The 18,589-nt window shown below is 42.7% G+C and carries 19 protein-coding genes; 16 read left to right on the top strand and 3 right to left on the bottom strand.

The window, feature by feature from the left end; all coding sequences use genetic code 11:
* Positions 1-143: 143 nt before the first annotated feature.
* Entirely contained in the window at positions 144-1,556 is a 1,413-nt protein-coding gene (locus LCM09_RS14935) for an LVIVD repeat-containing protein (protein WP_224883482.1), read from the top strand.
* Between the two features lie 60 nt (positions 1,557-1,616).
* Here LCM09_RS14935 and LCM09_RS14930 read toward each other — a convergent pair whose 3' ends face one another.
* Complete coding sequence (locus tag LCM09_RS14930; protein ID WP_224883480.1) at positions 1,617-2,339, bottom strand: 3-ketoacyl-ACP reductase; 723 nt, start codon at positions 2,337-2,339, stop codon at positions 1,617-1,619.
* A gap of 204 nt (positions 2,340-2,543) precedes the next feature.
* Here LCM09_RS14930 and LCM09_RS14925 point away from each other — a divergent pair, with 204 nt between their 5' ends.
* The 10 genes from LCM09_RS14925 to LCM09_RS14880 all read left to right on the top strand — a co-directional run bounded on the left by LCM09_RS14925 (position 2,544) and on the right by LCM09_RS14880 (position 10,170).
* Positions 2,544-3,968 (top strand): aldehyde dehydrogenase family protein, encoded by a 1,425-nt coding sequence (locus LCM09_RS14925; protein ID WP_224883478.1) that lies wholly within the window; start codon positions 2,544-2,546, stop codon positions 3,966-3,968.
* An 89-nt stretch (positions 3,969-4,057) separates the two neighbouring features.
* Positions 4,058-4,225 carry a hypothetical protein gene (locus LCM09_RS14920; protein WP_224883476.1) on the top strand — a complete coding sequence of 56 codons (168 nt, stop codon included), beginning with the start codon at positions 4,058-4,060 and terminating at the stop codon, positions 4,223-4,225.
* A gap of 82 nt (positions 4,226-4,307) precedes the next feature.
* The gene (locus LCM09_RS14915; protein ID WP_224883475.1) at positions 4,308-5,261 is read left to right on the top strand and encodes a heme-dependent oxidative N-demethylase family protein; all 954 of its coding nucleotides are present in this window, start codon (positions 4,308-4,310) and stop codon (positions 5,259-5,261) included.
* The gene (locus LCM09_RS14910; RefSeq protein WP_224883473.1) at positions 5,258-5,707 is read left to right on the top strand and encodes a hypothetical protein; all 450 of its coding nucleotides are present in this window, start codon (positions 5,258-5,260) and stop codon (positions 5,705-5,707) included. Before LCM09_RS14915 ends, LCM09_RS14910 begins: the two co-directional genes overlap by 4 nt.
* 5 nt (positions 5,708-5,712) lie before the next feature.
* Positions 5,713-6,672 (top strand): PDR/VanB family oxidoreductase, encoded by a 960-nt coding sequence (locus LCM09_RS14905; RefSeq protein ID WP_224883471.1) that lies wholly within the window; start codon positions 5,713-5,715, stop codon positions 6,670-6,672.
* A 105-nt stretch (positions 6,673-6,777) separates the two neighbouring features.
* Complete coding sequence (locus LCM09_RS14900) at positions 6,778-7,365, top strand: TetR/AcrR family transcriptional regulator (RefSeq protein ID WP_224883468.1); 588 nt, start codon at positions 6,778-6,780, stop codon at positions 7,363-7,365.
* A 13-nt stretch (positions 7,366-7,378) separates the two neighbouring features.
* The gene (locus LCM09_RS14895; RefSeq protein WP_224883466.1) at positions 7,379-8,674 is read left to right on the top strand and encodes an MDR family MFS transporter; all 1,296 of its coding nucleotides are present in this window, start codon (positions 7,379-7,381) and stop codon (positions 8,672-8,674) included.
* Positions 8,675-8,750: 76 nt separating this feature from the next.
* Positions 8,751-9,011, top strand: coding sequence for a SunI/YnzG family protein (locus tag LCM09_RS14890; RefSeq protein WP_224883464.1), 261 nt, complete (start codon positions 8,751-8,753; stop codon positions 9,009-9,011).
* Between the two features lie 55 nt (positions 9,012-9,066).
* Positions 9,067-9,507: an NUDIX hydrolase gene (locus LCM09_RS14885; protein WP_224883462.1), complete on the top strand. Its 441-nt coding sequence runs from the start codon at positions 9,067-9,069 to the stop codon at positions 9,505-9,507.
* Positions 9,508-9,672: 165 nt separating this feature from the next.
* On the top strand, positions 9,673-10,170 hold the full coding sequence (locus LCM09_RS14880) for a hypothetical protein (protein WP_224883460.1): 498 nt from the start codon (positions 9,673-9,675) through the stop codon (positions 10,168-10,170).
* Between the two features lie 195 nt (positions 10,171-10,365).
* Here the strand turns inward: LCM09_RS14880 and LCM09_RS14875 are convergent, their stop codons facing one another.
* A complete protein-coding gene (locus tag LCM09_RS14875) occupies positions 10,366-10,818 on the bottom strand; it encodes a VOC family protein (protein ID WP_224883459.1) in 453 nt (150 codons plus the stop codon).
* A 99-nt stretch (positions 10,819-10,917) separates the two neighbouring features.
* On the bottom strand, positions 10,918-11,451 hold the full coding sequence (locus LCM09_RS14870) for a helix-turn-helix domain-containing protein (protein WP_224883457.1): 534 nt from the start codon (positions 11,449-11,451) through the stop codon (positions 10,918-10,920).
* A 183-nt stretch (positions 11,452-11,634) separates the two neighbouring features.
* Between LCM09_RS14870 and LCM09_RS14865 the strand changes: the two genes are divergently transcribed.
* From LCM09_RS14865 to LCM09_RS14845, 5 genes are all read left to right on the top strand, one after another.
* Positions 11,635-12,876 (top strand): MFS transporter, encoded by a 1,242-nt coding sequence (locus LCM09_RS14865; protein ID WP_224883455.1) that lies wholly within the window; start codon positions 11,635-11,637, stop codon positions 12,874-12,876.
* Between the two features lie 87 nt (positions 12,877-12,963).
* On the top strand, positions 12,964-14,403 hold the full coding sequence (locus LCM09_RS14860; protein WP_224883454.1) for a helix-turn-helix domain-containing protein: 1,440 nt from the start codon (positions 12,964-12,966) through the stop codon (positions 14,401-14,403).
* A gap of 202 nt (positions 14,404-14,605) precedes the next feature.
* Positions 14,606-16,273 (top strand): urocanate hydratase, encoded by a 1,668-nt coding sequence (gene hutU, locus LCM09_RS14855; protein WP_224883452.1) that lies wholly within the window; start codon positions 14,606-14,608, stop codon positions 16,271-16,273.
* Between the two features lie 12 nt (positions 16,274-16,285).
* A complete protein-coding gene (gene hutI, locus LCM09_RS14850) occupies positions 16,286-17,554 on the top strand; it encodes an imidazolonepropionase (RefSeq protein WP_224883450.1) in 1,269 nt (422 codons plus the stop codon).
* Positions 17,551-18,534 carry an agmatinase family protein gene (locus LCM09_RS14845; RefSeq protein ID WP_224883448.1) on the top strand — a complete coding sequence of 328 codons (984 nt, stop codon included), beginning with the start codon at positions 17,551-17,553 and terminating at the stop codon, positions 18,532-18,534. Before hutI ends, LCM09_RS14845 begins: the two co-directional genes overlap by 4 nt.
* Positions 18,535-18,589 lie beyond the last annotated feature (55 nt).

Genomic DNA, 18,589 nt, shown 5'->3' with positions numbered 1-18,589 from the left:
ACGAACCATGAACATCGATAGTCCTAATGGGGAAATAAAAGCAGTAGGATAAAGTAATTATTTTCCACTAAAAACCTTTTAATGGAAATCAACCGTGATATTATTTAAAATGTCAAATAATTTTGAAAATGGAGGTTGTTCGATTGAATACTAGGTACATAGTTAATACGGCATTATCTGGTGTGCTAGCTTTTTCAATTATTCTTCCAGGCCAGGTACTTGCTCACGATGAGCTCGGTGATGTGAATATAGAGAAAGGTGAGGAAGCGAATTATCAGGACGTTGCGGTACCCGTAATGGAAGGAAGTAAAAATTTAAACCTTTTAAAAGAAGTTGCGGCACCTGAAATGGATATCGTTCGGGAAGATGGGAAGCAGAATTCTTTTGCTGATGTTTATGCGCACAAAGGATACGCCTATATGGGGACACATACAAAGAATGGTGGAAACGGTGGAGTTCGTGTTTTCGATATGAAAGACCCGGCAAATCCTGAAGAAGTAGCTGTGTTTGCAAATGACGATATTCCAGGAACATGGCAGGAGAAAGTAATCGTAAAAACAATTAACACGCCTGATTTTAAAGGTGATTTAGCGGTTGTTTCTGTTCAGCAGCTTGATAAAAAGAACCCTGATTCTAAAGGCGGTTTCTTGCTTTATGATGTTACTAACCCAGAGAACCCTAAAAAGCTAGGTTTCTGGGAAGTGACGAAGAAAACGCGCGGTACTCATGAATTATACTTAACTACACAGCAAAACCGTGCTGTGGTTGTAGCTGCAAACCCTTATGCGGATTATTTCAGTCATGGTGAAGAAAGGGATTTTCAAATCGTTGATGTAACCGACCCAACAAATCCTGAAACGCTCTGGCAGTTTGATCCAAGAACACTTCCTGATGTTGCAGAAGATTTCGATGGGTATTTTTGGAATTCTCCAGATGGAAAAACGCGCCCAGTTTTCAACCATAGTACAATGGTGGACGAAACTGGAAAGTATGCGTATGTGTCTATGTGGGATCTTGGAACGCTAATGTTTGATATCTCAAACCCTTCTGATCCTGAATATCTTGGCAGAACTGACTTCGCATCTGAGCAACAAGGGTCTGCTCACTCTGCTACACTTGCGAAAGGCGGTACGATCTTAATTGAAACACGCGAAGTGTATGATCCTGTAAAAGAAGGCTATGAAGAAGCATATGGTTATACACGAATTTTCGATATTAAAGATAAAACGAATCCAAAGCTTTTAAGTGAGTTCAAAACAGAATTAACGAATGATATTTCAGAAGAAAATAACGTAACGTTCGCAAAGACGGTTCATGATCCAAAAGTACGTGGCAATACCCTTTATCTTTCTTACTATGCAGGGGGAGTGATTTCGGTAGACATCACAAATCCATCTGAACCGAAAGAGATCGCTCGTTATACGCCAGAACAATCGTATGTCTGGGGAGTGTATGTAGATCGAAACTACGTTCTAGCATCAGACATGGGAAGCGGATTAAAAGTGCTACAGAAAAAAGGAAATGATAAAGAGGGTCAAGCAGTGCCACAATCTTAAATTGGTTTACAAAGAAGTAAGGGAACTTCCTTAATTTAAGGAAGTTCCCTTTTAATGCTCTTAGAATGGATTCGTCGCCCACTGTAGGGACTGCTTGATAAAAATACGAGGATGCAACTTTAACTGGCCAACCATGTACTCAGCAAGATCCTCTGGCTGCATGTACTTCTCTTTATCATTCTTTTCAGGATTATCTCCAAACGCAAGCTCAGTTGCTACAAGACTTGGATTTAATGTGAAAACGCGAATGTTGTTACGTCTTACTTCCTGCATGAGTGCTTCTGTCATGCCTTGAATGGCAAACTTCGATGCATTATATGCGCTAGCACCTGCCGTTCCCTTTAGACCACTACTAGATGAAATGTTGATGATGTCTCCTGCATCCTTTTCAATCATCTGTGGTAGGACTGCTCGGGTTACGTGGTAAGTTCCGTATACGTTCACCTCGATTGCGCGTTTCCATTCATCTGGTTCTAGTTCTAGGAATGAGCCGTACACACCTATTCCGGCATTGTTGATCAGGATGTCAGTAAAGCCTAATTCGTCATGTAATTTCTTTACTGCGTATTCAACTTCCTCAAGATTTGCGATATCAGCAGGTGAAACAACTGCTTTTACCCCAAATTCTTCAACTTCCTTAGCTACTTCGTTAAGCTTGCTTTCAGTTCGCGCGATCAATCCAACGTTAACGCCTTCTTTTGCGAGTTCAAGTGCAGTCGAACGACCGATTCCGCTTCCTGCACCGGTTACGATCGCCGTTTTACCTTTGATTTCTTGTCCCATTTCACATCATCCTCTCAAAGTTTTCCTATCTTTTAGTGTAGTGTTAGTCGAGGAGAGAAGCAAAGAAAAGGGTTTTACGGCTTGAAAAAACATCACCATGTTTGAACTTTGCTCTGAGCGGAAACAGTCATGGTGTAAACAGAAAAGCAAAAAACTGGAAATGTAACGTTCCAAATCTGATTGACTAAAGGAGTTTTTTACATCATGCGTAACCATCTAAAACATTACATTAACGGTGAATGGATTGAATCTACTGGTTCAGAAACACATGAGGTGATTAATCCTGCTACTGAAGAAGTCATCGGAAAGATTAGCTTAGGAACAAAAGAAGATTTAGATAAAGCGGTAGCTGCCGCACGAGCTGCATTTCCGTCATTCTCACAGACAAGTAGAGAAGAACGCGTAGAGATGCTAGAGAAAATCGCAGAAGAATATGCGAATCGTAAAGAAGAAATTATCGACGTAATCACAGAGGAGCTTGGCTCTCCACGTAAGATTTCAGAAAACGTTCACTACAACATGGGCTATAACCACTTTTCTGAAGCGGCGAAAGTCCTTAAAGACTTCACGTTCTCCGAAGATCGTGGCGATCACACTGTTGTAAAAGAACCTGTCGGTGTTAGCGGACTTATTACGCCGTGGAACTTCCCAACGAATCAAACGTCAACGAAAATCGCGAGTGCATTCGCTGCAGGAAGCCCGGTTGTACTGAAGCCAGCAGAATTAACGCCGTTTGCAGCGATCATCTTGACTGAAATTTTTGATAAAGTCGGTGTCCCGAAAGGCGTGTTCAACCTAGTAAATGGTACTGGTGAAACAATCGGGGATGGCATAAGTTCTCACCCTGATATCGACTTCGTATCCTTTACAGGTTCAGCAGCAGTAGGTGAAAAGGTAATGAAGAACGCATCTGAAACGATTAAGAACGTTGCGCTTGAACTTGGAGGAAAATCGCCACTTGTCGTTCTAGAAGATGCTGATGTAGAGAAAGCAGCAAAAGCAGCTGTCAGTCACATCGCGACGAATACCGGCCAGGTGTGTTCCGCAGCGACAAGAACGCTCATCCCAGCTTCAATGAAGGAAGAATTTGAAGAAGCGCTTAAAAATGTATTACCGAAGTTCCCGGTAGGTGATCCTCAAGGGAAGAATTACGTCGGACCACTCGTTTCAGAGAAACAGTGGAATACGGTTCAATCGTATATCCAAAAAGGAATCGATGAAGGTGCGACACTCCTCGCTGGTGGCACAGGTAAGCCAGAGGGTCTCGATAAAGGTTATTACGCGAAACCAACCATCTTCACTGATGTGAAGAATGATATGGTTATTGCACAGGAAGAAATCTTCGGTCCAGTGATGTGCGTCCTGACGTATGAAACGATCGATGAAGCGATCGAAATCGCTAACGACACTGTATATGGTTTAGCAGGCTATGTATTCGGTAATGACGGAGATACGCTACGTAAAGTGGCAACTAGTATCCGTGCAGGCCGAATCAAGGTGAACAATGCAGAACTCGACCCTGCGGCACCATTCGGAGGCTACAAACAGTCCGGAATCGGCCGTGAGTGGGGCGATTATGGTATAGAAGAATATCTAGAGAAAAAAGCTATTCTCGGGTACCCAGCTTAATAAAGAGATTGATAGTGAGGTCAGCTACTTTTAGTAGCTGATCTTTTTTATTAGGGAGAGAGGGGGTATAGGGGCTTATATCGGCGGAAATGGCGATTTATCAGCGGGATTTTGAGTATATCAGCGGAAAAAAGCGGTTTATCAGCGGGATTTTGAATATATCGGCGGAAATAGCGATTTATCAGCGCTATTCTGAGTATATCAGCGAAAAAGGCACGGTTATCAGCGAAATTTCATTTTTATCAGCGATACAGTAATAGAAGGTTAATCGCTTTCAAAAGGAATACACGGTTGCGATATGGAAGAGTATGACTATCATTATCTATGGTAGGTGATTTCATGAGCAATTCTTCAAAAGAGTTCCCATTTCCATTTACAAAAGATAGCTATGCTTATTCTAATAATTCCATACTGCTAGATCCAGCAAGATCAGTAGCTGTTTCAAGTCATTACATAGAAGAAGTGAAATTGAAACGGAATCTGCTAAACCAAAATCATGAACGTTGCTTTCGCGCGTTACCTCTTTCTCTTGAAGCGCAGTGGGAAGTTCTTTTGCTTGTATTCAAAGAGTTATCAACATGCGAACCACAGTATTTCACTCTCGAACAGCGAGGGAATGCATATCAATTTACGAACCATTTGCTTCGGGAAGTTGAATCGTTCTCCTTTAAAGATTCATCTTCGATAGAAGTAGAGCCTCTCGATCTAGCAGGTCGGCATGTTCAGGAAGATTTGATCATCATGGGAGATCGGCACGATGGACTGTTCTTAGAAGCGGGACAGCTATGCTTTCCTTCAAATTGGTCGTTAACGTTTGTCCTTGGTATGGAGTTTAAGGCGATTCATACGCCAGTTCCCGGGATAACGGACAATCGCTTTATTGAAAAAGTAGAGCGATTCATCACGAGGATTCGTCCAAACTCAGCTTGGGAACGAAAAAATTGGTCTGTTACCATAACAAATAAGCTGGATACCCCACTTGAGACTTATTCAGACTGGGGGAAGCTTCGGTATAACGTAACAGAAGCGAATGCTGGTGAATTGGTAAATTTACGCGTTGAAGTTCAGAGGTTATATCGATTGCCAGTGACGAACGACATTCTCTTTTCGATTCATACCTATTTGCTCCCACTTAACGAATTAATTTCAAATGATGAATGGCTCAAGAAGTTTTACACGAACGTAAAAACTCTGCCTAAAGAGATAGCTGACTATAAGGGAATTTCCTTGTATAAGCGTGAGTTGATGACTTTTCTTGAAAGAGCATTAACGCAAAGGAAGATTGAAAGATGAAGGAAGGCCTCGAGAAGTATCGTCACGTGCTGGTTATTACAGATAAAAAGCATGAAGAGAAAGCATTACGCATGCAACGTGAGTTACAAAATAGAGGGAAAAGTGTTCAGCTTGAGGTAATGGCTAGTCTTGATGTCCTGATTGGAAAAGAGTTGGTATCAAATCAACCTATAGGAAGGGGACTCATTATCTTCGGAGAAGGAACGCTTGGAATCGAACGTGTAGCCGTTTCGGCAGGGTACTCGAGAGATGATATTTTCATAGATTCCTCTCAAGAAAGTAGGGCTTTTTGCTCGCAGTGTCATCACATTACTATCATAGGGAGCGATGAGAGCTTCATTTGTGAAAACTGCCTTCAACAGCTAGAGCCTTCAGAGCATTATTCAACTTATCATAGAGCGAGTCTCGCTTATCCTGTATTCAAAGAAACTGATGGTAAAGGGTGAAAAAAATGAATGATCGATATGTAGTACGAGTAGAGAAGATGGAACAAGTGACACCTACGATTAAGGCATTCACACTCTCTTCTAACACAGCTACCCTCGAACAGTTTGGGGCTGGAGCGCATCTCACGCTTCATCTCCCTATGGGAAATCGACAGTACTCTCTTATCAATAATCCTCTCGATATGAAAAATGAATATAAGATTGCTGTGAAAAATCTAGGTTCTGAGCAGGGCGGTTCGCGTTATCTTCATGAACAGCTTGAGGTTGGTGACATCATTGAGGTTTCTGGTCCAGATAATTACTTTCCCGTTCATCTTGAAGCACAGCACTACCTCTTTTTCGCTGCTGGAATCGGAATCACCCCATTTTTGTCGATGATGTCTTACTTATCCACACTGGGGAAAACGTTTGAACTTCATTATGCCGCTCCACATGTGGAAAACTGTCCGTTTCATGAAGAAATTACGAATAAGTACTCGAAACAGGCGTACGTTTACCTTGGGTCTCGCGAAGAAAAGAGGAAGAAGCTAAAAGAAGCGTTACGGAATAGGAAGGTAGGTACACATGTGTATATGTGTGGCCCTAAGTCGTTTATGGAGATGTTAAACGATTCAACGAAGGAGCTGCATTTTCCTCAACGTGTCGTACATGAAGAGCGATTTAGACCAGCACTTGTAATTCGAGATCCGAAGCCTTTTTGTGTATCGGTTAATGGAAAAGACCTTGTATTTGTAAAAGAAAATGAAAGCTTATTAGAGAGGTTACGAAACGAAGGGTATTCCATTCCTTATGCCTGCAGAATGGGGATATGTGGATCATGCGAAGTCACTCTTTGCGAAGGTGAGGTGCTCCACAGCGATTCTTTTTTAACGGAACAAGAGAAGAAGAGTAAGATGCTTTCGTGTGTATCGAGAGGAGTCGGGGACATCGCGATTGATGTGGAACAGGATGGTAGCGAAAAGTAAAAGTATTCCATGTAAATTGTTTACATGTGAATGTTAGTTCGTTATAATAATGATTGATTAATCAATCAATTAAAAGTAATCACTAGAAATAAGGAGGGGGATCACATGGCTTTACCGAAGTCGGAAGAAAAGCGAGCACGTATACTAGAAGCTGCGATTCAGATGTTTTCTCAAAACGGTTACTCGAAGGCTACGATTAAAGACATCGCAAATGAAGCTGGTGTTAGTTTTGGAACGGTTTTTACGTATTTTGAGAATAAAGACGAGCTTTTCAAAGCTGCGGTGCTTGAACCGTTAGAAGAGATTAAACGAGTAATGCTGGCTTCACCAGAGCCAACAGAAGAGCCGGTGGCACAGCTAAGAGAGCTTATATCCGCTCATTTTCAATTCTTTGCTCAACAGGCGACATATTCGCGAATGATTCAGTACGTAATCGGACAGCCAGATCGGTTTCACGAACTGTTCATCGAATTAGATCAGTTTTCTTTACAGCTCAGAGATGCGCTTCGACCTCTTATTTTAAAAGGTCAAGAAGTGGGAGATCTCATTGAACTACATCCGGATGATGTTACAGACACATATCTTGCATTCATTAACGGTGTTCGGTTAACACGTATCGATAGCTATGAAGAGAGAAGCCGATGGGATATGTATATTCGACACGCGTTATTGTTATTTGGCCCAAAACAGTGAGGGGGTGAGGAAATTGGCTTTTAAAGATTTGCATTATAATATCAAAATTCGGATCATCACTCAGTTTTTCACCACGTTTGCTACGATGATGGTCATGCCGTTTTTGACCGTTTATTTTGCGCAAAAAGTAGGACAGACCGTGACAGGCTTCATGCTCGTAAGCCTCGTTTTTATCGGTGTTGCGGGTGGAATGATCGGGGGGTTTTTCTCGGATCGCATCGGTCGAAAACAATTGATGGTGGGCTCGGAACTTGGAACGGGAGTTGCGTTTTTTATCATCGCATTCTTAAACTCCCCGTGGCTTGATGCTCCTTATTTGACGTACGTTGTGTTCATTTTCTCAATGTTTTTCGGTGGTGTGCTCGGACCGGTATCACAAGCGATGGTCCTCGATGTGACGAATTCAGAAAATCGCCGGTATGTGTTTACACTATTATATTGGATAGGAAATATGTCTTCAGGTATCGCTGGTATTATCGGTGCGATCTTCTTCTATGAATACTTGTTTCAGCTATTCCTTGTGATTGCGACCGTTTCATTCCTCTCAGCAGTCATCACACAACTCTTCATCACAGAATCTTACATAATCGAACCATCTAAATCGGACAAAACGAAGAATGAAAAAGGTTCGATCTGGAACAACTATAAAGTTGTTTTCCGGGATCGTGTATTCATGATGTTTCTTTTCGCTGGTATTCTCATTCTATCTTTAGAAGAACAGCTTACGAATTTTCTCGCGATTCACTTTGCTGAAGAAATCACCTCTCAATCTCTTATTTCCTTTAGACAGTGGGAGATTGATGTGGATGGCGTCCTGATGCTCGGAATCTTGCGTTCAGAGAATACGTTCCTAGTGGTATTCGCAGCTGGTTTAATCACTTGGCTCGTGAAGCGATGGAGCAATAAAACAGTGCTATTGGTCGGGTTATCGATTTACACGATCGGTTATGCGCTCTTTACGATGTTTCAACTACCATGGGTGTTGATCGCTGTTATGGTGGTCGTCACAATTGGTGAACTCATGTACATCCCTGTTCGCCAGGCGATGTTAGGAGACTTAACGCCAGATCATGCGAGGAGTTCTTATCTTGCAATTCATCAAATGGTGTTCTACATCGCGATGCTGGTCGCAGCGATCGATATTATTATCGGTGGATTTGTGCCGGCCTGGGTGATGGGACTGAAATACGTTCTCTTTGGTGGTGTAGGCTTACTGTTGTTTTTGAAGGTGGATAAGCGGATACAGGAGAAGAAGGTGGAGGCAAAGAGGGTTGATGATGAAGAGAAAAGGAAGTATGTATTGAACTAGTCAGCCTCCAGAGTTGAAACGTTCAAGGCTTAACAAACGTACGTATACCGATGACCAAAGTTCTTGGAGGGCGATCATGTTAGGAATTAGGGTAAAAGAAACAAATGAGAATGTAATAATTAAATGGCTCTTTTCTACAGTGACCATTCCTAAATCAGAGCTCGTTGAAGTTTATTTTGAGGATACCTATGAGGAGGAGAGCGAGTATGGGTATAGAATCGGTTACCCTTTTGCTCTTCCTGAACGAATTATAGTGAAAACAAGAAAGGATACGTATATTTTGTATACGAACCAACGTGCTATTATAGAGAAGATAGAGGCAATGATCCGGAGTTAAACTTTAAAAATTGAATTAGCCAGATTACTAACTTAATAGCAAAAGGAGAAATGTTATGGCCAACTTTTTTATTGTGAACGTTGAAGCAGCCATATACCATGAAGGAAACTATCTCATTATCAGACGAAGTGAAAAGGAAGAACACGCTGGAGGATTATACTCCTTAGTCGGCGGTAAGGTTGATTTCGATGAAAGCTCCCTAAGTGTATTAGAGGAAAATATCAAAAGAGAAGTGTTAGAGGAGATCGGGATTGAGCTTAGTGGTGAATTGAAATATGTTCATAGTACAACATTTAGAGTGGAAGATGTCCAAGTGCTAGATATTGTTTTTCTCAGTACAGACTTTGTAGGTACCCCATACATAAAAAGCACAGAGGAAATATCAGAGATCAAGTGGATGAGCTTTGAGGAGATTCAGGCATCCGAAAAGATCCCACCTTGGACGAAGAAAAGTATTGAAATGACGGATAAGTTACTTGGAAAAGTGATGAGCTAAATAAAGTGATGCTGCTATTTTCCAGGCAGCATCTTTTTATTGGGGAGGAAATAGAAATTACATTAATTTACCACCGTGTATTCGATTACTGAAAAGGTGAGGTGTGATACCGTTTTAGATGGTGTGTTCTAGCACGAATACGTTACATAAAGGGGGAAAAACACTATGAAACCATCATTTCTAATCGGTGCTGGGATCTTCTTCTTTTTACTAGTACCACTCGGCATCTTTACGAATATCTTCCCGTTGTACGGTATCGGATTGTCTGGTGCGGGCTTATGTTTTGTTATTTTCAGTATTATCGTTAAGAAAGACTGGAAAGGGTTCAATCGATTTAAACGGGTTCCATATCTCAGTGCAATCGTAATAGGGATGTATCGCGTATTCTTACTTGGAATAGGGTTGCTTGCATTATACGGAGCGTCTGCATTCTGGCAGGATCTACCCGCATATATGTCTGAAGACTACCCAACCCTTGAAGGAGTTCCGGAGGATGTTATGAAAGAGGAAGGTTCTGATGGACTAATTATCCTCACAATGGACGGAAAGAAACTTCCTCTGCCACCAGAATCAGGAACGAGCGTTGAAGACTTCAAAGGAGAGCGTGTTGAAGTGAGTTATCTTGAGAATACGGAGTGGATTATGGATTATAAGGTGAAGTAGGGTGTTGATTTGCTGGTTAGGAGCCGGATATCAGCGGAAATTCACAGATATCGGCGAAAATGAGAATATATCAGCGAAATTTCGTACTTTATCAGCGAAAAAACAAATATATCGGCGAAATACGAGATATATCAGCGAAAACGGTATTTTGCACTATGATAAGGTCGCTCCTCATCAACAGAGCGACCCTTTTTATTACCATTTTTCCCACTCATCCAACGCTACCATTTCAAACTCCTCATCAACATCGATCCGGAGCGGTGCAATCAGCTCCAGCGAATTTCCATCTAGGTCGTTAAAATAGATCGCTGCATGCGCCTGCGGATTATTAGGAAGTACGAGCGGTTGGCGATCCGGAGTGAAGCCAAATGCTTCTCTCACCTGAATATCTCTGCTCTCAAGCCATGCCTTTGCATGGGTGAAATCTTCACGGTCGACATGAAATGCAACATGCCTTATAGATGGATGATAAGGAAGGTCGACTTGTTCTGAGTCCCATAACCCGAGCCAGCTTTCTCCCTTAACAATCCACATAAAAGACACGCGCTCTCCTTTGTGAGCTAGCTCCAACCCGAGCTTCTCATAAAACGTAATCGATTCTTCCATATCGCTCACAGGAAGATGAGCCTCGTATAATCCTTTTATCATAGAAATGCCTCCTTTTCTACATTGTAAGCAAGCTAGGAGGTCATGCCATCGTTATTCATACGGAGGCTACGCTACAACTTTAGACTGATAACGATGATGTTATTTCTTGTCTGCTTCATAGGAAAGGAAACTAAAGCTATACCGTTTCGCGTGTGATGAGGAACTCTGGCGCTTATTAATCAGCTCAATGATTTCTTCGTTTAATTCCTGCCACTCCTCAAGTGTTAAGGACGCGGTCGCTTGTCGATACGTTGCGCTCGAGTGATCAGGAGTTGGATCAGCTTCTAAATCTTTGCGTAACACCTCGACTCCTCGTTGGATGGAAGTCATGACTTGGGTGAGGAGGAACTCTTTGTTTTCTCTTGCGAATTCGCCTTCCATACTCATGTTCTGATCAACCAGGTGATTGGATGTGTAATACTTCTCAATTAAATTTCCAATCGTCTCTTCACGTTCTACTTTTAATAATTCTAATTTCATTAATTTCTGTATTGGATAATAGAGTCTCGATGGTTTCTCGTTTAGTTCTGCAGCCATTTCTTTCACCGTTTTGGACTCGGTCTCAACGCATTTTATCAAGCTATTTAGCTTAGGGTCGAAGAGTGCTTTGGCTACTTCTACGCTATTGATCATTATGATCACCTCTCTTACTAGTTTACCAAAAAAACATTTACCGTTCAAAAAAAATTTAATGGTGTGAACCCGTGGTATATAAGCATCTAGAACTTGGACAGGAATTCCAAACTCTTTACAAAAAAACCGCTTACGATTAAATTATTTATATCGATAAAAATAATTTTAATGGAGGCGTTTCTCTTGATCGGTTTACTAAAGAACCCTGCGTACTTGAAACTGTGGGTGGCGCAAGTAGTGTCAGAACTTGGAGATGGTATTACTCATATCGTCGTTATTTTTCTAGTTTCACAGCTTTCAGATAATGCGCTTGTGTTCAGCTTTGTGCTGATGGCGAGATACATACCGAGTCTGTTGTTTGGAGTTTTTGTTGGCCCAATTATTGATCGCTATTCGAAAAAGGTTATCATGGTGATCGCTGACCTTTATCGACTCATCATTTTACTCCTCATGATTCCTGCACATGATTCTTTAACTGGAATACTGGTTTTGATTTTTCTACAAGGAATCGGGACAGTATTCTTTGAGCCAGCGAAAACAGCAACCATTCCTCAAATTATCAAGAAGGAAAAAATTCCTGAGGCGGTAGGATTATCGCAGTCCACTTTTATGACGATGAATATTATTGCCCCTTCTATTGGGGGAGCTCTTCTACTAGTAAATAGTGTCTCGTTGATTTTTGTACTCGATGCTTCCACATTCCTCATCTCTGCTTTGCTTATCGGCATGATTGTGATAAAACGAGAAACGTCAGAGGAACATACTTCTGAAAAAGGATACATCGCGTCTATGAAAGAAGGACTATCCGCGATGAAGAACGACAGGTTTTTGAAGGGGTTTACTTGGTTATTAGTCGTTTCGGCCTTTGTGATGAGTGTGGTCGGAGCAAATATGTATCACATTATTTTAAATGTCTTTGAAATAAAAGAGTTTCAATTTGGATTATTAGAATCTACTGAAGGGGTGTTCGGAGTATTAGGAGCGTTGCTTATCCCGTTCATCATGAAGAGAGTCAGATCAAACAGGCTTATTTTAGTAACTCTCGGCTTTTCCGGATTAATATGTACAACCATTTTGCCTGTCAGCTTGTTGCTTGAAACATACCCGATTACGCCAATTTTCATTTGGATGAGCTTTCTAGGTCTATCAAATCCATTTATCAATGTGCCATTGAATAGCTTGTTCATGCAATCGGTAGATGAAACGATCCTTGGAAGAGTAGGTGGCATCATCAATGCGATCTTGCATGCAAGTTTACTTGGAGGATTGCTGATCGGAGGCTGGATTGGAACGGTAATGGGTGGTATCCCCACTGTTGTCGGTGGGGGAATACTACTCCTATTGGTCAGTCTGATTTTTCCACTTACAAAGCATTATAAGGACCTAGAAGTGAAGCAACCCCAAGAAGAGCGTGCGACCGCATAAGAGCGTATTCTACATGACCTAACGATTTATAGTAAACTAAATGAAGAAAGTTAAGCTGAACGGAGGTGAAGGACCCTGTATACCGTATTGATTGTCGACCGCGATAAGCAAGAACTCGATGGTCTAGAATGGCTGATTTCGAAATACTCGTTCCCCATTTCAAGCGTTGGACTTGTCGATCAACTCTCAGATATGTTGGGAAGCCTCGAGAATGAGTTACCAGATGTACTCTGCCTAGAGCTTGATATGATTCCCGATGAAAAATGGCTGATGGTGAAAAAGTTCATTGATCGGTATGTGGGGGAAGTGATCGCTGTTACGGCTGAACCGACGTTTGAAAAAGCAACACAGGCGATCGAAATGGGCGCAGTCGACCTGTGGGTAAAGCCGCTGTCACCTTCGAGAGTAAAGAACTCCCTTCAGCTAGCGTTCAGAAAGTTGACCGAAAAAGGGAGACAAGGTCATGAAGAAGAATCAAAACAGTCTGTGTGGTATGAGTCTCTTTTTATTGATGAGCACATTCCTTATCGTTATCCTGTCTACTTACTGAAAACGGAGGCCAGTAATGATTTAAGTGATTTACGAACGTTTATCGAGCAGTTCGACTTTTACCTTAAGCCCCTTGTTTTCTCTACGAGTGATCGAATTGCCCTTATCTTTGAAGAGCAATTTCCAGAACCGATTGCAAAAGCACAGCGATTTCTAGAAGAATGGGAACGAGCGACGGGTAAAGCTCTAGTCATCGCAGTTGATCGTGGAGGAGGGGAAGCGTCTCTACATGGCATGTACAAAAAGCTACGGAAAGTGATGGAGATAACTTTTTTTACAGGCTATCAACAGGTGCTCTGTTCAGACGATCAGAGCGAGTGGCGGGATATGGATCCCTTCTTAACGTTAACGGAACAGCGGGATTGGGTGGTCATGTTAGATGAAGGTCGATCGAACGACATCAAAACATGGCTGTACGACCAATTTTATAATATTGAATCTCCCTACCCTGATCCTGGATTATTACGAACAAGGTTAACGAGTATCCTCGCGCAAGTCCGTAGATTCATGATTCGAAAGGGCATGACTGATTACGAAGAAAAGTATAAAAGGATTTTCGATACAATTCTTTACAGTCCGGTTTTGTATCGGATTGTTCAGGATTTCATTCTCTTCATTAATGATTTGTTGCACTCGATTGAAGAAGCGAAACATGGAAAAGTCAATGTCGTCGAAGAAGCAATCGCTTATGTAGAAGAGCACTTCCATGAACCTGAGCTTTCTCTAAAACGTGTTGCTTCACATGTTAACAGGAACCCATCCTACTTGAGTCATACGTTATCAACGAAGTATGGTCAGTCGTTTCGAGAAGTTGTGAACGCCATCCGGATTCAAAAAGCGAAGGAGATGCTGACAGGGACAAAGGATACCATTCAAGCGATCGCTCATGCGACAGGATTTACGAATGCGAATTATTTTAGTCGAGTCTTTAAAGAAGTATCAGGTGAAACGCCAGGAGAATATCGAAAGCTTCATTGAGGGTACGTTTGTAACGTAGCCTTTTTGTTTTGTCTAATATTATTATAGAAAACAAAATTTATGCTATTAATTACTCAAACAATACATAACTAGGTTATCAGTATATAAAATAATTCCTGTATTTCGAAAGTGTGTTATCTATTTTCTGAACTTTTTGAATGCTAGCATAAAAGTATCAAAGAAGTTTAGAGGAGTGGATGAGATGTCAGAAACGAAAACAGGCAAGGTTGAGCAGTATAGAGGATCGACATTGAATACGAAGGGATGGATTCAAGAAGCGGCACTGCGTATGCTTAACAACAATTTGCATCCTGATGTAGCGGAAAATCCTGATGAGCTTGTGGTATACGGAGGAATTGGGAAAGCGGCGCGTAACTGGGAGTGCTATGAAGCGATTGTTGATTCACTGAAGAAGCTTGAAGAAGATGAAACGCTGATGATTCAGTCGGGTAAACCTGTCGCAGTGTTCAAGTCACATAAGGATGCGCCAAAAGTATTAATCGCGAATTCAAACCTTGTTCCTGCATGGGCAAACTGGGAGCATTTTCAGGAGCTCGATCGAAAAGGTCTCATGATGTATGGGCAGATGACAGCCGGAAGCTGGATCTACATCGGTAGTCAGGGAATCGTACAAGGAACGTATGAAACGTTTGGTGAGCTTGCGAAGCAGCATTATAACGGTAGCTTGAAAGGAACGATCACCCTAACTGCTGGACTTGGTGGAATGGGTGGTGCGCAGCCTCTAGCTGTGACGTTGAATGGTGGGGTTTGTATTGCGATCGAAATCGATCAGCATCGTATTCAGCGACGCTTAGATACGAAGTACCTTGATACTTCTACGGATAATCTTGATGAAGCGATCAAGCTTGCGGAAGAAGCACGTGATGAAGGAAAAGCACTTTCGATTGGACTTCTTGGAAATGCAGCGGAACTTTTACCAGAGATGATCAAGAGAGGGTTTAATCCAGATGTTCTGACAGATCAAACGTCAGCTCACGATCCGCTGAATGGGTATGTACCAATCGGAATGAATCTTGAAGAAGCTAACGCACTTCGTAAGGAGAACGCTGAAAACTACACGAAGCTTGCTAAGAAAGGAATCGCGGTTCATGTTCAGGCGATGCTTGATATGCAGAAAAAGGGAGCGATCACCTTTGATTATGGAAACAATATTCGCCAGGTTGCAAAGGATGAGGGAATTAAAAATGCCTTTGACTTTCCAGGATTCGTCCCTGCGTATATCCGTCCACAGTTCTGTGAAGGGAAAGGGCCTTTCCGCTGGGTAGCACTTTCTGGAGACCCTGAAGATATTTATAAAACGGATGAAGTCATTCTAAAAGAATTCAGCGACAATGAGCACTTATGCAATTGGATTCGCATGGCACGTGAAAAGATTAGCTTCCAGGGACTGCCTTCACGTATTTGCTGGCTCGGATATGGTGAGCGAGCTCGGTTCGGAAAAATCATCAACGATATGGTAGCGAGCGGTGAATTAAGTGCACCGATCGTGATTGGGCGAGACCACCTAGATTCTGGCTCTGTTGCTTCACCAAACCGAGAAACAGAGTCAATGAAAGATGGTAGTGACGCTGTTGCAGATTGGCCGATTCTCAATGCGATGATCAACAGTGTAGGCGGTGCTAGCTGGGTCAGCGTCCATCACGGGGGTGGCGTAGGAATGGGTTATTCCTTGCATGCTGGAATGGTGATCGTTGCCGACGGAACGAAAGATGCAGAAGCTCGGCTAGAGCGTGTCCTCACATCAGATCCTGGAATGGGCGTAGCTCGACACGTTGATGCAGGCTATGAAATTGCAGAAAAAACAGCTCAAGATAAAAATATCAACATTCCAATGTTGAAGAAGCAATAGGAGGGAGCGACTATGACACAAAAATTATTAATCACAGGTGCATCACAACTGATTACGATGGCAGGACATTCAGAGAAGCCAGCTGTAAAGGATGCGATGTCAGACCTTCAAATACTCGAAAACGGTGCGCTTTACATGGAAGATGGCAGAATTGTAGAAGTAGGATCAACCGAGGAACTACAAGGAAAGTACGATGTCAGTTCTGAAGAACATATCGATGCGACTGGTAAAGTGGTGGCGCCAGGATTAATCGATCCACACACGCATCTCGTTCATGCTGGTACACGCGAGAACGAATATGCGATGCGTCTAAAAGGCAGGACTTACATGGATATCATGGAAGCGGGCGGTGGTATTCATGCGACGACTCGTGCAACACAGGAAGCAAGTCATGAAGAGCTTTATGAGCAGTCGATCAAGCGTCTTAATAAATTTTTGCTTCACGGTGTCACAACAGTAGAAGCGAAGAGCGGATACGGTCTTACTCTTGAACATGAGTTAAAGCAGCTAGAAGTAGCTCAGAAGCTTGGAAACGATCATCCAATCGACCTTGTTTCTACCTTCATGGGTGCGCATGCAATTCCAATGCACGAAAAAGAAACGCCAGAGGTCTTTGTTGATCGTGTGATTAACGAGATGATTCCGGAAGTTGCGAAGCGCAACCTTGCTACGTTTAACGATGTGTTCTGTGAGCGAGGCGTATTTACACCAGACCAATCAAGACGCATTTTAGAAGCAGGAAAAGAGCATGGCTTGATTCCGAAAATCCATGCTGATGAAATTGAACCCTATGCTGGAGCTGAGTTAGCGGCATCCGTTGGCGCAATTTCAGCCGATCACCTGCTTCGCGCTTCTGAGCAGGGCATTAAGGATATGGCTGAAGCTGGCGTCGTTGGCGTGTTGCTTCCTGGAACAGCGTTCTTCCTCATGGCGGAATTCGCACAAGCTAGAAAAATGATCGATGCAGGGGTAGCCGTTGCACTATCGACGGATGCGAATCCTGGCTCTTCTCCGACGATCTCACTTCCGTTCATTATGAACTTGGGCTGTTTGAACATGGGGATGACGCCTGAAGAAGTACTAACTGCTACGACGATCAATGCTGCCCATGCAATTGGCTGTGCAGAAGAAGCAGGTAGTCTTGAAAAAGGTAAAAAAGCGGATGTCACGATATTCGATATCCCAAATTATCTTTTCCTATCGTATCAGTACGGCATGAATCACGTTGATACGGTTATAAAAGCAGGCATGCCACGCGTTGTCGGAGGACAGTTAGTATGACCTATCCGTATCCGATGTTAGACCGTCCGAGCATGGTGTGGACAAAACAAACGGAGAAAACGCGTGATTTAAAAGTACACGAGTGGATTGAAACGATCGGTGATACAGAACCGAATTGGGATAACGTTGATGTGACGATTCTTGGAGTTCCGCTCTCCAAGTCGTCGATCTCAACTTCAGCTGCAAGCGAAAATCCAGATGCGATGCGCGGGGTTTGGAAGTCGTTCGGTACGTATAACCTTGATGAAGATGTTGATCTTGCTTCGTTAAAAGCGATCGATTTAGGTAACGTGAAACAACACATAACGGATATCGCACAAACGCATCAAAACATCGAGGAGGCGATGGTGGCAATGAAACGTCACCATCCTCACACGATGCAAGTAACGATGGGTGGCGATCATTCTATCACAGCCATGCTTGTAAAAGGCTTAAAGCGTGCGAACCCCAGTGAGACGATCGGTATTTTACAGCTCGATACGCATTTCGACTTACGCGACCTCACGGAAATCGGACCTGCGAACGGGACACCGATTCGAAACTTACTTGAAAGTGGGACGATTGAGGGGAATCATGTTCATAACATCGGCCTTCACGGCTTTTTCAATGCGCTGGAACTGAAGGAGTATGCTGATGAGCATGGCGTGAACTATACAACGATGAAGCAGGCGAGAAAGAAGGGAATCGATTCTGTTATTGCTGAAGCACTAGAGGAGCTGAACAAGACGGTCGATACGATCTACTTAACTGTCGATATGGATGTGCTCGATATCACGCACAATCCAGCTGCCCCTGCAGCGACACCTGGTGGAATGTACACTGAAGAACTGTTCGATGCTGTTCAGCTTGCGGGTGAGCATCCGAAGGTAAAGGCGATGGATATCGTGTGTCTTGATCCTCGAAAAGATGTAGGTGGAATGGCTGTGAAGAGTGCTGTTCATGTCATGCTGTCATTTTTGACTGGCTATTGTAAACGGTAGAGGGAGTAAGATCCCTCTTCACTTTAAAATGTCAGACTATTCGTTTAATTGGAGG

The sequence above is a fragment of the Guptibacillus algicola genome, assembly GCF_020171805.1.
Taxonomy (GTDB): domain Bacteria; phylum Bacillota; class Bacilli; order Bacillales; family Guptibacillaceae; genus Guptibacillus; species Guptibacillus algicola.
This window is presented reverse-complemented; position numbering and strand designations above follow the sequence as displayed.